Here is a 13,552-nt window from a genome sequence, read left to right as displayed (position 1 = left end):
AACGGCCCTATTCCACCAGACCTTCGACCGGTGCGGCGTGCATCATCACGTCCTGCATATTCAAACGCAAACCGGCCGCCGGGTCCGCGGCAACGGCCTGCGCGTGCGATCGGATATGCGCCAGATTCCCCTGTTGGCGCGGCAGAATCGTACCGGTGCGGTTGGCAACATGGCTGTGGTAGCGCTCCAAGATCGTCTCGTATGCGAGCGCGAACTCGGCGCGGCGCTCGGTAGACGTATTGGGATTGCGTTTATCGTCGCGCCAGGAGTACTCGCAGGTCGGTCGATCGAGATGAACGAAACGCGCGCCGCCCGATGCCATTCGCAGCCACAGCTCCCAATCTTCGGTCACCGCCAGCGACTCGTCGGTAAATCCGAAGCGGTCGAAGAGTTCACGGCGATGAACCACGCTATGGATCGTCGTGAGATTCGAAGAGTAGAGGTCGTCCAGGCGGTACGGCCAGTCGGTGTAGACCTGCATGCCTAGGACGTGCTTGACTCCATTTTCGTCGACCCTGGAATATTCGCCGACGCATTTCGAATACGAGAGGTCGGCGCCGGTTTGCTCGAGCAACGCGACCGAGCGGGCGCAATGATCCGGGTAGAAGATATCGTCGTCATCGAGATAACCGATGTAGGTGCCGGTAGCGGCCTGCATGCCGAGATTGAGTGCGGCGGCGAGCTTTACGGGCGCCGGCGGCCGGACGTACGCGATTGGGAAACCGCCGCCGGCGGCTTGCGCGAGTTCGAGAACCTCCTGTGAACCGTTGTTGACGAGCACGATTTCGATGTTGCGATAGCCTTGTTGGGCGACGCTCGCGAGGGCGCGACGCAAGAACTCGGGGCGGTCGGCCGTTCGGATCACCAAAGAGAGAAGCGGTCCGTCGAGGGCAGGCGGTCGTTCCGCGAGTGCGATCGATGCGACGTGAGCGGGTTCGACGCGCAGCTTCGGAGCCGGTGAGCTCATCGCTGCAAGGATGTCGAGCGCGTCACCGATCGTATGCGGATCGCGAATGTTGTACGTCGCAATCCCGTGATAGAGCAGCTCCGCGCCGCATTCTTCCGGCACCGCGACGCGATAGCCGGCTGCCGCCAATGCGCAGGCTCGACGGCCGCGCCAGAGTTCCGGCAATACGACCGTTGCTCCGCGGATCGCGTCGCGCGCGTTCTCGGCCGTGATCAATTGTGCGCCAACGCCGCGCAGTTCGAGCGCCATCTCGACGCCGGCCAGTTCGGCCCGCTTCACCGAAGGAGCATAGACGGTCACGTCGCGGTCGCGGGTAGGCTGCGCGAGCGGCTCGGCATCGGGCAGCAGCGTCCAGCGCCGAAGCGTGGTCCCGGTTAGGCGCTCGAGCCGGAATCGATCGGCCGGCGTGGCGACGAGGACGAAATCGGCGAGACGCAGTGCGAATTTCGCTGCGTTGACGAGCTCGATGGCCGGAGAAGCCATTTCCTCGGGCGACTTACCCTGAAGGTTGAGGCGGCGGTCGCGCAGAGCTGCGAGTTGCAGCGCGCGAGTGTCGGGATCGGCGGTTGCGCGCACGAGTCCGAGAATCTGCAGCAGCAATATCTCGAGCGGATCGCGATGCACGATGAGCGCGGCTACGAGCGTTCCGCGACGCCGAGCGTTGACGATTTCACCGAGTCCCCGGGCCGGCTGCGCGAGATCGAGCCCGACACATAGCAAATCGGGCACGCTCAGGGATTCGAGTGCAGTTGCTTCTTCGGGCCAGCGCTCGCGATCGAAATGAATCGCCGCAGCCGGCGAGGACGAGATCCTCACCGCCTTTTCCTACGGGGTGAAAGCGGAGGGTCCTGTTGGTAGATGGCAAACGATCAGCGCGATCATGGCTTCCGATTGGCAGGGCGTGCGTGTTGCAATCACCGGCCACACGGGCTTCAAAGGCGCGTGGCTTGCTTACATGCTGCAACGATTAGGAGCGGAGGTCTGGGGTTATGCGCTCGTTTCGGCCACCACACCGAATCTTTACGATGCGCTTCGCCTCGATACCGTCGTGCATTCATATATCGGCGACGTTCGCGACGAAATTCGTCTCGCCGCATTCTTTGATGAGGCGCGGCCGCAGGTCGTCTTTCACTTTGCCGCGCAGTCGCTCGTGCGCGCCGGGTATGACGCGCCGGCGGAGACATTTGATGTCAACGTTGGCGGCACGATCGCGTGTCTCGAACGTTGCTTGCAGCGCGAGACGGGGATCGTGGTCGCCGCGACGAGCGATAAATGCTACCGCAACGACGGCACGATGGCGCGCCCGTTCGTCGAAACCGATCCGCTTGGCGGCGGGGATCCGTACAGCGCGAGCAAGAGCGCAGCTGAGATCGCGATCGAAAGCTATCGCACGAGCTTCTTTCGTCCGCGCGGATTGCAACTCGCCTCGGTGCGCGCGGGCAACGTGATCGGGGGCGGCGATTGGTCGGAGGATCGCCTCTTTACCGATCTCGCGCGCGCAGCCTTTGAAGGAAGGCGGCTGCGCATCCGCTATCCCCGTGCGATCCGGCCGTGGCAGCATGTGATCGATGCACTGCGCGGCTACCTTGCCGTCGCAAGCGCGGCGCGAAGGGGCGAACGTGTCGATGAAGCGTGGAACCTCGGCCCCCCCGGTTCAGGCGAAACGACCGTGGAGGAAGTCGTGCAAGCGTTTGCGCGCGCGACCGGGAAACGCCTGGACGTCGAGCGAGTAGATTCCGGGTCCAAGCCCGAAGCATCGGTGCTGCAGCTCGACGCACGGAAGGCGCGCGAGCGGCTCGGATGGGAGACGTCGCTGACGGTCAGTCGTTCAGTGGAGCTGACAGCCGAGTGGTATCGCGCCTTTTACGATGGCGAGAATGCGCGCGAACTGACGTCGGCACAAATCGACTCGGTTGCGTGGAGTTCGACTTCACCCTAGGCAGGAGAGTAATGCTGGTTCCGGATCTGATCTACGATATCGGGTTGCACGTCGGCAACGACACGGCGTATTACATGAGCGAAGGTTATCGTGTGATCGCGGTCGAGGCCAACCCAATGCTGGTCGAACAGTGCAAGAAGCGATTTGCACGCGAGTTGCAAAACGGTTTGCTGCGCATCTTGCCGATCGGGATCGGCCCGGCGGAGGGCATGATGCCGTTTTACGTGAATCCGCGCAATACGGAATGGAGTGCGTTCGATAAAGAAGTTGCGTGGCGGGACGGCCAGGATGGGCCCGTGGTTGACGTTCCGGTGATGCGATTGACGGAACTCTTCAAGCATTACGGTGTGCCGTATTTCCTGAAATCTGATATTGAGACCGGGGACCGCTTCGTGCTCGACGCTCTCGAGACGCTCGATCGCAAAGATTTGCCGATCTACATGTCGATCGAAGCGCACAAGCTCGAATACCTCGCGCGTCTGAACGTGATGGGGTACACTGCCTTCAAAGTCGTGGATCAGAAGGCACACGGCATGCACGCGTGCTCGGGTCCGTTTGGCGAAAAAGCGCCGGGCAGATGGGTAGCGTTCGACGTCGCGGCGTATGAGTGGCTGCATTCGATCATGGGGCACCGCGAGCGTCACACGTGGTTGACGAACGATCCGAAGACATGGCACGACTTCCACGTCAAACGGACCTGGTAACGATCCCTAGACGAGACCCCGCGCAATCTCGGCGAATTTGATCGGATCGCGGGGCGAACTGCCGGCGCCGATAGCGTTGAGTTCGCTCACGATGCGCTGCAGATGCGTTCGCCGTCTCGCTGCCGTTTCGGGCTGTACCGGTCGCGCGTTGTAGATCGCTTGCAAAGCGGCGACGTAGCCCCTCGGGTCCTGGAGCGGAGGCGAGGGACGATCGAACGGGCGTGCGATCGTCACCGTGGATTCGTCGTCGATTCTGACGTTGACACTGCCGAAGACGCGCGTGATGAAATCGAAATCCGCAAGGTGCTGCAATCGCTCGTCGAAGCGCCCGAATCGATCGATGACGGAGCGCCGGTGGGCGAACGCGGCTAGCGGGATTCCCTCGCCCACCGCGGCGGTTCTGTTGGCGACGGAACTACCCGCGAAATCGTCGATCCGCGTCACGACGTCATCGCCGCGAATAGCTATCAAGTGAGCGCGTACGACCAGGGCATCGATCTTTGCGGAGGCAAAACCCGCCGCGATGCGTTCGAGATGATCGGACGGCCATCGAACGCCCGGTTCGGCATAAACGATGATCTCATCGCTCGCCAGGCTGAGCGCGTCGTTCAGTGAGGTCGCCCGGTTCGGCGGCGCCCGATGAACGACGAGTCGACTTCGTAACGTTCGAGCGCGATCTTCGAACAGCGGAGCGAAGTCGATTGCCCCGTCCGCTGCGATCACGAGGTTCCAGTCGGTGTAGCGTTGCTCGCTCAAGGCCTCCAGTGTCGCGAGCACGGATAAGGGGTCTCCGGCGGCCTCGAAAACGACGCTGATTCCGGCATTCTTCGTCAGCGGGGCCGCAAGATACTTATCGCGGTTTCGGCTGAGCGTCGCAAATATGAGGTCGACCCGCGGTTGTGCAGCCGGGAGTATCTGGGACGCTACGTCGGGATACGTACGAAGATTGTTCGCCTTTGCCAGCAGTAGGTTGGCAACTCCCTGTTCGCGGCCCGCGATCTTCGGGAGATTCTCCTCGGTGAGGTAGCGCTCGAGCAAGAGGAGTTGTTCCAAGAACTGCTTCCCCGTCGCGAGAAATCGTTCCCGACCGCTTACCTCTTGCGCGTGAATGCGAATGGCCGCACCGACGGTATCGATGAATCCGAAACTCGCGCCGGCCGCGGCCAGCCGGAGATAGGTATCGTAATCACCGCAGATGATGTCTGGATCGAAGCCGCCGCGTGCGAGTAGCTCCCGACGGTCGAAGAGCGTCGTCGGCGTGCACATGTAACAGTCGTGGGTGAGCAGATCGGCAAATTCGTTTCTCCCGCCCGTGTACGATCCGCGCAAGTGGCCGACGTGTCCGAGGTGGCGCAAGAAACGATCGTTCTCATCGACGTGGACATACGACGTATAGAAGTAATCGATGTCCGGATACGCGCCGTGAGCGGCAACGAGGCGCGCCACGTGACCGGGGAGCAGATAATCGTCGGCGGAGAGGAAAAGAACGCGGTCCTTCGTTGCGAGCTCCAGCCCGCGCACGTGGTTGCCGATCATTCCGATGTTTTCGGGATTGCGGTAGGCCCGAAGCCGCGCGTCGCGCGCAGCATATCCCTCGACGATCGTCCACGAATCATCGGTCGACGCATTGTCGACCACGACGATCTCGAGATCTTCGGCCTGCTGGGCGCACGCGCTGGCGATCGTTCGGGCGAGAAACCGGCCGTAGTTATACGACGTGATGACGATGCTGACGCCGGAGAACGGGGCGTTCATGGGCAGCGGATTCGCCGGGTCGGAGCGTTGCTCCGCTCGCGGCCGTGCACGCAGAGGCGATGCCTCTTCATCGGAAGAATGGCCCCAATGCCAATGTCAGTCTGTCGCAATTGTTCGGCGCCGCTGCGCATAACGTTCGTCGATCTCGGCACGTCGCCATTGTCGAACTCCTATGTATCGCGCGAACGCGAGCGTGAAATGGAGCCGTTCTTTCCCCTGCACGCGTACGTATGCGAGCGCTGTTTTCTGGTTCAGCTCGAGGCCTTTGAGACGCCGGAAAATATCTTCAGCGAATATGCGTACTTCTCGTCCTACTCCGAATCGTGGCTCGAGCACTCGCGGCGCTATGCTGAGAGCGCGACGCGCCGTCTCGCACTCGGGCGCGGCGCGTTGGTCTGCGAAGCCGCGAGCAACGACGGATATCTGTTGCAGTTTTTCCGGGAAGCCGGAATCGACGTGCTGGGTATCGAGCCGGCACGCAACGTCGCGAGCGTCGCCCTCGAGAAGGGGATCCGAACCGAGAGCATCTTTCTCGGGCGCGAGAGCGGGTCCACCCTGCGCGAGCGCTACGGCGAATCGAACTTGGTCATCGCCAATAACGTTATCGCGCACGTTCCCGACGTGCACGACTTCGTGGGCGGCCTGAAAGAGATGCTCGCGCCCGGCGGCGTACTGACGATCGAGTTTCCGCATCTCGTTGAACTGATCGAGCAGGTTCAATTCGATACGATCTATCACGAGCACTTTTCCTACTATTCACTTTATGCGATGGAACGCGTGCTCGAGCGCAATGCATTGCGTGTGTGGGACGTGGAAACGATTCCCACGCACGGAGGCTCGTTGCGCGTATGGGCGGTCCGGTTCGAGGACCCAAGAGTGGAGGAACCGCGCGTGGCAGCGCTTCGCGCGCGTGAAGCGGCTTTCGGTGTCACCGATCTCGGCCGCTATCGCTCCTTTTCGGCCGACGTCGCGAGGAGAAAGCGCGAACTGTTGCGTTTCTTGATCGAGGCGGTAGAGGAGGGGAAGAGCGTGGTCGGCTATGGAGCTCCGGCAAAGGGCAACACGCTGCTGAACTACTGCGGCGTCCGGGCGGACATGCTCGCTTACACGGTCGACCGCAATCCGGAAAAGCAGGGCAAGCTCCTGCCGGGCTCGCGGATACCGGTCTACGCGCCGGAGCACTATCGTGAAACCCGTCCCGACTACGTGCTCATCCTGCCGTGGAATATTCGGGACGAGATCATCGCGCAGACGAGTTTCATCCGTGAATGGGGCGGACGGCACGTGATCGCGATTCCGGAGATCAGCGTCCGGTGACCTTTCGCGAAACCGGGATCGCCGGGGTCACGGTCGTCGAAGGCGATCAATCGAGCGATTCGCGCGGGCGTTTTGTTCGAACGTTCGACGAAGCGGAGTTCGAGCTGGCGGGACTCGTGGCGAAGTACGCGCAGCACAGTATCGCCTTCAACGAAAAGGCCGGCACCGTTCGCGGTCTGCACTATCAGCGATCGCCATATCTGGAGACCAAGATCATTCGCTGCGTTGCCGGCGCGGTATTCGACGTCGCCGTGGACCTGCGCCGTGGAAGTCCGACCTTTGGCCGCTGGTTCGGCCTGACCTTGACCGCGCAAAGCGGATCGGCACTCTACATTCCGGCGGGGTGCGCGCACGGCTACCAAACGCTCGAAGACGGAACGGCTGCCCTGTATATGATCTCGGAACCGTACCTCGCCGACGCCGCGGGCGGAATTCATCATGCGGATCCTGAGCTGGCAATCACGTGGCCCTTGCCGGTTAGCCGCCTTTCAGAACGTGATAAAAACCTGCCGCGGCTTGCCGCCGCGATGATCTAGGGAAGCTCTTCAGAGCTTCCCTAGGGCTTGACGTCCCAGTACTGCTGAGCGAAATCGCGCTTGCGGGCCTTGATCTCGAGGTCGGGGGAGCGGCCAACAGCGACGGAGCCGGGCGGAACCTCGACGTCGATCAGCAGCGATTGCGCCGAGACGATGCTTCCCCGGCCAAGCGTCGTTGCACCCAGGACCATCGAGCCGCCGTACACGACGACATGCTCGTCGATGCTCGGCGAACGCCCGGACTCGGTTCCGATCGTCACGTTCTGGTAGGCGACGAAGAAATTCTTGTACGCGGCTTTCCCGAGCACGGTTCCGACCGTGTGGATCAACAGAAAGACGTCGGGCATTTGCGTGTCGTACATGCAAACGAGCCCGTTCTGCATTTTATTGAGCAAAAAGAAGCGCGCGGCAAGGCTCTCCTCGCCCATTCTCCACGCCGAATTCGCGGCAAAATACGTGAAGACGGCGCTCTGATCGCCGTGCAGGTGATTATAGAACGGCTTCGCGTTGCGACGATACCCCGGAAGAACGACGCGGGCGAAGCACGCCTCGGTCCGCTCCAGCGCCTCGTCGACCACGCGATCGAACTGCCCGAACGCGTCCGGGCTCGCCGGATAGAGCGCCTCGATCTGCGATCGCAGATAGGAGCCGAGCGTCCCGCGGTCGGTCGATAGATACACGAAGCCGGGATGCCTAGGCGAAGAAGCTCGTCACCGCGTCGATCACGCGTTGAATCGAGGCTTCTTTCATATGCGAGTGAAGCGGAAGCGTCACGACCTCGGCGGCGGCCTTCTCGGTAACCGTCATGTCGCCGCGGCGGCAGGATGCGAAATACGTGTGTTGATGGACCGGCATGAAGTGGATCCCTGCGGCGATATTGCGCTCCTTGAGATGAGCGATGAGCTCGGCGCGGCGCCCGCCGAGAACCCGCAAGCTATAGATGAAGGGACTCACGTCGCCGTAGTCGCGGCGAAGGACCCGCGCGCCGCGCAACTCGGCGAAGGCGGTGCTGTACCGCTCGCAGATTTCTCGGCGCGAGGCGATGAAGTCGTCGATCTGTTTGATCTGCGAGATTCCGACGCTGGCCATGATGTTGGTCAGATGGTAGCGGAAACCTTGATCGACGACGTCGTATTCCCACGCTCGCGCGTTGCGGTAACGTTCGGTCGTGTCCTTATCGACTCCGAGGATGCGCAGGTGATGGAGCTTGCGGAGTTCATCCTCAGAATTGACCACGACACAGCCGCCGTCGATCGACGTGATGATCTTGACGGGATCGAAACTGAAGCACGCGATATCTCCGTAACTTCCGATCTTCTTGCCGTCGATGGTGCTGCCGAATCCGTGACAGGCGTCCTCGACCACCCGCAAGCCGAACTCGCGCGCGAGGTCGTAGACGCCGGCTCGGTCGCAGGGGATGCCTGCGAAGTGCAACGGCAGAATCGCCTTGGTCCGTTTCGTGATGAGCGATCGAGCCTTCGCGCAATCGATGCCGAGATCGTCGTCGCGAATATCGCACATCACGACCTCGGCGCCGGTGTAACGAATAGCTTGATGATCCGCGACGTAGTTGAATGAAGGGACGATGACCTCGTCGCCCGGACCGGCGCCCGCCGCGAGGAGGGCGATATGCAAAGCCGACGTCCCGGTATTGGTGGCGACCACGTAGCGGCCCTCGAGCCCGAGATAGGCGGCGATGCGCTCTTCGAATTCCTTGGTGGTCGCGCCCATGCCGAGCCAGCCGACGTCGAAGGCGTCGGTAAGATGCTTGAGCGTGTCGACTCCGATTCGGGGAACGAAGACCGGAATGTGTTCCAGCGTGGCACCTGCGCGGTCGAGCGTCTGCACTGCACCTCCTCGAGGGGAAAGGTTCACACCATTCATCGGCTGGAAAGCGCTAGCCCATGAACATCGTACTGTGGGGAGCCACCGGACAGGCGCTGGTCATGGGCGAGCTCTACGGACGGCTCGGCATCCCGATCGCAGCGGTTTTCGACAACGACCCGGCGATCATCTCACCGTTTCCCGGCGTGCCGATCTATCACGGCGGCGACGGTTTTGCGCGCTGGCTATCGCTGCGCGATCCTTCCGTGGAGTATCGCGCGCTGGTCGCGATCGGCGGCGAGCGCGGAGAGGATCGAATCGCGATCGGCGAGGGATTCGAGCGCGAAGGACTCGCCCTTGCCACGGCGTTGCATCCGGCGGCTTTCGTCGCGACGGATGCGCAGGTCGGGAAGGGTAGTGCGATCTTGGCGATGGCGGCGGTGTGCGCACGAGCGCGAATCGGTCCGGCCTGCATCATCAATACGGCGGCCGGCGTCGACCATGAGTGCGTCCTGGATGCAGGCGTCCACATCGCGCCGGGGGCGACGCTGGCGGGTTGCGTCGAAGTCGGGCGCGCGGCCTTCATCGGCAGCAATGCGACCGTGCTTCCCCGCATTCGGATCGGTGCTCACGCGATCGTGGGCGCGGGCAGCGTCGTCACCAAGGACGTTCCCGACGGAGCGCTGGTGATGGGCAATCCCGCGCGCGTGGTGGAGCGAGCTTAGGGCCAGACCTTCCAGGGAGCGCCGCCCGATTCCCAAAGGTCTTCCAACAGGATCTTGTCGCGCATCGTGTCCATCGGATGCCAAAACCCGCGGTGGACCCAAGCCGAAAGATTGCCCTCTGCCGCCAGACGTTCCATCGGTTCGCGTTCCCACGCCGTCATATCGCCTCGAATATACTCGAAGACCCCCGGATTCAACACGAAATAGCCGCCGTTGATCCATGCGCCGTCGCCGGGCGGTTTTTCCCGGAAGGACGTGATCCGCGCTTCGGACATCTCGAGTTGGCCGAAGCGTCCGGGCGGCTGCACGGCCGTGAGGGTCGCGAGCGTGCGGCTGTTGCGATGGAATGCGATCGCATCGGGCACGTTCACGTCGCTCAAGCCGTCACCGTACGTAAAGCAGAAGAGATCTTCGCCCTCGAGGTACCGCGCGACGCGCTTGAGGCGGCCGCCGGTCTGCGTTCCCTCGCCGGTATCGACGAGCGTAATCGACCACGGCTCGACGTCGCTGCGATGAACGGTGAGTGAATCGGCCCGCAGGTCGATGGTCACGTCGGACATGTGAAGAGCGTAATTGTGGAAATACTCCTTGATCATGTAGCCCTTGTAGCCGCAGCACACGATGAAATCGTTGATGCCCCAATGCGAATAGGTCTTCATGACGTGCCAAAGGACGGGCTTTCCGCCGATTTCGATCATCGGCTTGGGGCGCAGTGTCGTTTCCTCGCTGAGGCGCGTGCCGAGTCCGCCGGCGAGTATTACGGCTTTCATTGGGCGCAACGTCCCGCGGCTGCGCGCAAAACCCCTCTTTCCCCGCAAGAGGGGTGCTTCGCGTACCGAGCATGCTCTCGCGCTACACGGTGATTCCGCTGCGCTGACTCGCGACGAGCTGCGCCGCGCGAAAGAGACTTTCGAATTGGCCGGCGTCGGTCCACCAACCGTCGAGAACGTCGTAGTAGAGATCGCCCTCTTTGATGTAGGCGTTGTTGACGTCGGTGATCTCGAGCTCGCCGCGCGCCGAGGGTTTGAGCCGGTTGCAAAAATCGAAGACGCGCCGGTCGTACATGTAGATGCCCGTCACGGCGTAGCGGCTCTTGGGTTTCTCCGGCTTCTCCTCGATGCGCACGATACGATCGCCTTCCAGTTCCGGACAACCGAATCGCTCCGGGTCCTCGACCTCTTTGAGGAGAATTCGCGCGCCCGAATTCTGCTCTTCGAACTTGCGCACGTAAGGCCCGATGTCGTCTTGGATGATGTTATCGCCGAGGATCACCGCGATGCGCTGGCCCTCCGCGAAGTGCTCGCAAAGTTTGAGTGCGTCGGCGATGCCGCCCTCGCCCTCCTGGTAGGTATAGTAGATGTCCTTCAGACCGAACTCGCGGCCGTTGCCGAGCAGCCGCAGAAAATCGCCGGCCGAGTTACCGCCCGTCACGATCATGATGTCCTTGATACCCGCGCGGCATAGCGTTTCGATCGGGTAGTAGATCATCGGCTTGTCGTAGATGGGCAACAAATGCTTGTTCGTAACCTTGGTGAGTGGACGCAGTCGCGTCCCCAATCCTCCGGCGAGAATGACGCCTTTCATGTCCCCCCTTATCGGTGTGCGTACTGCCGCTTGTAGTATGCGAGAAATTCGCCGGACTTGAGCGGACGCCACCAAGCTTCGTTCATCTGGTACCACTCAATGGTCGTGCGAATGCCTTCCTCGAAGTCGACGCGGGGCGCCCAACCGAGCGCGCGCGCCTTCGCGCTGCTGACGCAATACCGGCGGTCGTGTCCTTCACGGTCGGTTACGTGGCGCACGTGCGTCTCCATCGCGCGGCCGCACCCGTTCACCAGGCGGCGCGTGATCTCGATATTCGTATGTGAGTTGCCGCCGCCGATGTTGTACGCGTTCCCGGGCTCGCCGCGGTCGAGCACGTGCATGATACCGCGTGCGTGATCGTCGACGTGGAGCCAATCGCGGACCTGCATCCCGTCGCCGTACACCGGCACCTGTTCGTCGTCGATCAGATTCGTGACGAAAAGCGGGATCAATTTTTCCGGATATTGGTGCGGCCCGTAGGTGTTGCTGCCGCGGGTGATGAGCACGGGCGTGCGGTACGTCGTCCAATAGGCGAGCACCTGGAGATCGCCGCCCGCCTTACTCGCGGAATACGGGCTGCGCGGCGCGAGGGGATCGTTCTCGCTCGACTCCCCCTCGCTCACGTCGCCGTAGACTTCGTCGGTCGAGACTTGCAGATAGCGCGCGATCGAACGCTCGCGCACGGCCTCCAGCAGCACGTGCGTTCCGAGGATGTCGGTGCGCAGAAACTGCTCGGGATCCAGGATCGAACGATCGACGTGCGTTTCAGCCGCAAAATTCACGATCGCGTCGACCCCGTTGCCGATCGCTTCGCGGACCGCCGCCGGATCGCAGATGTCGCCGCGAACGAAGCGGTAACGCGCGTTTCCTTCGAGGTCGCGCAGGTTGGCGGGGTTGCCCGCATAGGTCATCGCATCGAGATTGACGATCTCCAGCTCCGGCCGCTCGCGCAATGCCAGACGGACGAAGTTCGAACCGATGAATCCGAGGCCCCCGGTAACCAACCAGCGCGTGGTCTTGCTCATATCTCCTGAATTGTCGGCCCCGGCGGCGCCCCGATTGAGGAGGCGCCGCCTGCCGGCGGTCAGATCTGCTCGATCATCTTCCAGATCGCATTGACCTGGGGTCCTTCGTTCGATGCGTAGGCGGTACCGGTGTAGTCCCACCAATCCCAGCAGCCGAGCGAATTTCCCGACGACGCGATTGCTTGCGGATAGAGCACGATGATGCTGTTGGTGTCGGCCCATTCGTTGAGACCGGATTCCGTCACGAACGCAGTGCCGACGTAGGACTCACCCTGCTCGCAGCCGTGCAGCGCGACGACGAGTTTGCAGGCCGCGCCGCCGGCGCAGTTCGCCGGGACGTAGATATACCCGACCGAATCCATCCCGGCAGCGGCGTACGGGGCCTGATTGAACTCGATGAGCGACCCGGAGAGCGTGCCGTCGTTGCGCGGATTGAGCGTACCGAAAAAGTCGGTGAGGAACTCGTCTTCGGCATCGAAGCCGCAGTTGATCAAGTACTGCGAGTTGATCGCACCGCACGAGTTCGACGTATCGGGTGTTACCCAGCCGTGCTCGGCCGCGGTCGTGTAGTTCGTCGTCGTGCTCACCCCGTAATGGCTGAGCATCGATTGCGAGTCCTTGACGACCGATTGCGCGACGACCGTGTCGTCTTCACCCGAGAAAATCCATGCTTTCGAACCGCTCAAATCGCTTACCGGGTCGAGGTAACCGTCTTTGGCCGCGTTATTGGTGTCGGTCTCGAGCGTGCCCAGCGGCGGAGATTCGCCCTCGGACCAATACTCGGTGCCGGAGCACGAGTAGAGCGCGTAGTCGGCCGAGTACCCGGGACCGTAGACGAGCCCCCAAAACGCGTCCGAGGTGCCGAGCGCGCAGAAGAACGGCGAGCCCGCGAAAATTGCTTCGCCTTTGATGTTGGCGGAGTACGAGAAGTGCAGTTGCGTGGCCATGTCGGCACCGGACGAAACGCCGGCGACCACCACGTCGCTCAAATTCACGTTGTAGTGCCCCAAGCTCGGCAACGTTGCGGCGCTCGCATCACGATGGACCGCGGATTGATTCTCCGTCGGCGCTACGGGCAGCGACCCGCTGCCGGCACCCGAGCAGGCAGTCATAATAGCGGCCAGGCCAAGGACGGCCGCGAGTTGCGTGTATCTCATGCGACCATCGTCGCACTGC

The 13,552-nt window shown here is 62.2% G+C and carries 13 protein-coding genes; 5 read left to right on the top strand and 8 right to left on the bottom strand.

Annotated elements, in window-relative coordinates; translation table 11 throughout:
* Nucleotides 1–7: 7 nt before the first annotated feature.
* Nucleotides 8–1,783 (bottom strand): glycosyltransferase, encoded by a 1,776-nt coding sequence (locus tag VMF11_09710; protein HTU70582.1) that lies wholly within the window; start codon nt 1,781–1,783, stop codon nt 8–10.
* Between the two features lie 64 nt (nt 1,784–1,847).
* Here VMF11_09710 and rfbG point away from each other — a divergent pair, with 64 nt between their 5' ends.
* The gene (gene rfbG / locus VMF11_09705) at nt 1,848–2,906 is read left to right on the top strand and encodes a CDP-glucose 4,6-dehydratase (protein ID HTU70581.1); all 1,059 of its coding nucleotides are present in this window, start codon (nt 1,848–1,850) and stop codon (nt 2,904–2,906) included.
* Nucleotides 2,907–2,917: 11 nt separating this feature from the next.
* Nucleotides 2,918–3,610: an FkbM family methyltransferase gene (locus tag VMF11_09700; GenBank protein ID HTU70580.1), complete on the top strand. Its 693-nt coding sequence runs from the start codon at nt 2,918–2,920 to the stop codon at nt 3,608–3,610.
* A gap of 6 nt (nt 3,611–3,616) precedes the next feature.
* Here the strand turns inward: VMF11_09700 and VMF11_09695 are convergent, their stop codons facing one another.
* Nucleotides 3,617–5,365, bottom strand: coding sequence for a glycosyltransferase (locus VMF11_09695; GenBank protein HTU70579.1), 1,749 nt, complete (start codon nt 5,363–5,365; stop codon nt 3,617–3,619).
* Nucleotides 5,366–5,458: 93 nt separating this feature from the next.
* On the opposite strand from VMF11_09695, the gene VMF11_09690 reads away from it, so the two are divergent.
* Together VMF11_09690 and VMF11_09685 are read left to right on the top strand one after the other, a co-directional pair.
* Entirely contained in the window at nt 5,459–6,682 is a 1,224-nt protein-coding gene (locus tag VMF11_09690) for a class I SAM-dependent methyltransferase (GenBank protein HTU70578.1), read from the top strand.
* The gene (locus VMF11_09685) at nt 6,679–7,218 is read left to right on the top strand and encodes a dTDP-4-dehydrorhamnose 3,5-epimerase family protein (protein HTU70577.1); all 540 of its coding nucleotides are present in this window, start codon (nt 6,679–6,681) and stop codon (nt 7,216–7,218) included. The genes VMF11_09690 and VMF11_09685 overlap by 4 nt, the downstream gene beginning before the upstream one ends.
* A gap of 20 nt (nt 7,219–7,238) precedes the next feature.
* Here VMF11_09685 and VMF11_09680 read toward each other — a convergent pair whose 3' ends face one another.
* A complete protein-coding gene (locus VMF11_09680; protein ID HTU70576.1) occupies nt 7,239–7,898 on the bottom strand; it encodes a hypothetical protein in 660 nt (219 codons plus the stop codon).
* 13 nt (nt 7,899–7,911) lie between these two features.
* Nucleotides 7,912–9,066 (bottom strand): DegT/DnrJ/EryC1/StrS family aminotransferase, encoded by a 1,155-nt coding sequence (locus VMF11_09675; GenBank protein HTU70575.1) that lies wholly within the window; start codon nt 9,064–9,066, stop codon nt 7,912–7,914.
* 56 nt (nt 9,067–9,122) lie between these two features.
* Between VMF11_09675 and VMF11_09670 the strand changes: the two genes are divergently transcribed.
* Entirely contained in the window at nt 9,123–9,767 is a 645-nt protein-coding gene (locus VMF11_09670; protein HTU70574.1) for a NeuD/PglB/VioB family sugar acetyltransferase, read from the top strand.
* Here VMF11_09670 and rfbF read toward each other — a convergent pair.
* The 4 genes from rfbF to VMF11_09650 all read right to left on the bottom strand — a co-directional run bounded on the left by rfbF (nt 9,764) and on the right by VMF11_09650 (nt 13,533).
* Nucleotides 9,764–10,537 carry a glucose-1-phosphate cytidylyltransferase gene (gene rfbF, locus VMF11_09665; protein ID HTU70573.1) on the bottom strand — a complete coding sequence of 258 codons (774 nt, stop codon included), beginning with the start codon at nt 10,535–10,537 and terminating at the stop codon, nt 9,764–9,766. The genes VMF11_09670 and rfbF overlap by 4 nt on opposite strands.
* Before the next feature lie 82 nt (nt 10,538–10,619).
* On the bottom strand, nt 10,620–11,351 hold the full coding sequence (locus VMF11_09660) for a sugar phosphate nucleotidyltransferase (protein ID HTU70572.1): 732 nt from the start codon (nt 11,349–11,351) through the stop codon (nt 10,620–10,622).
* 8 nt (nt 11,352–11,359) lie between these two features.
* Nucleotides 11,360–12,376, bottom strand: coding sequence for a dTDP-glucose 4,6-dehydratase (gene rfbB / locus VMF11_09655; GenBank protein ID HTU70571.1), 1,017 nt, complete (start codon nt 12,374–12,376; stop codon nt 11,360–11,362).
* A 59-nt stretch (nt 12,377–12,435) separates the two neighbouring features.
* Nucleotides 12,436–13,533, bottom strand: a complete 1,098-nt coding sequence (locus VMF11_09650; GenBank protein HTU70570.1) for a PHB depolymerase family esterase — start codon at nt 13,531–13,533, stop codon at nt 12,436–12,438.
* Nucleotides 13,534–13,552 lie beyond the last annotated feature (19 nt).

The organism is Candidatus Baltobacteraceae bacterium, from assembly GCA_035502855.1.
GTDB lineage: Bacteria > Vulcanimicrobiota > Vulcanimicrobiia > Vulcanimicrobiales > Vulcanimicrobiaceae > Aquilonibacter.
Note: the sequence above shows the minus strand (reverse complement) of the source record. Positions and strands in the feature narration are given on the sequence as shown.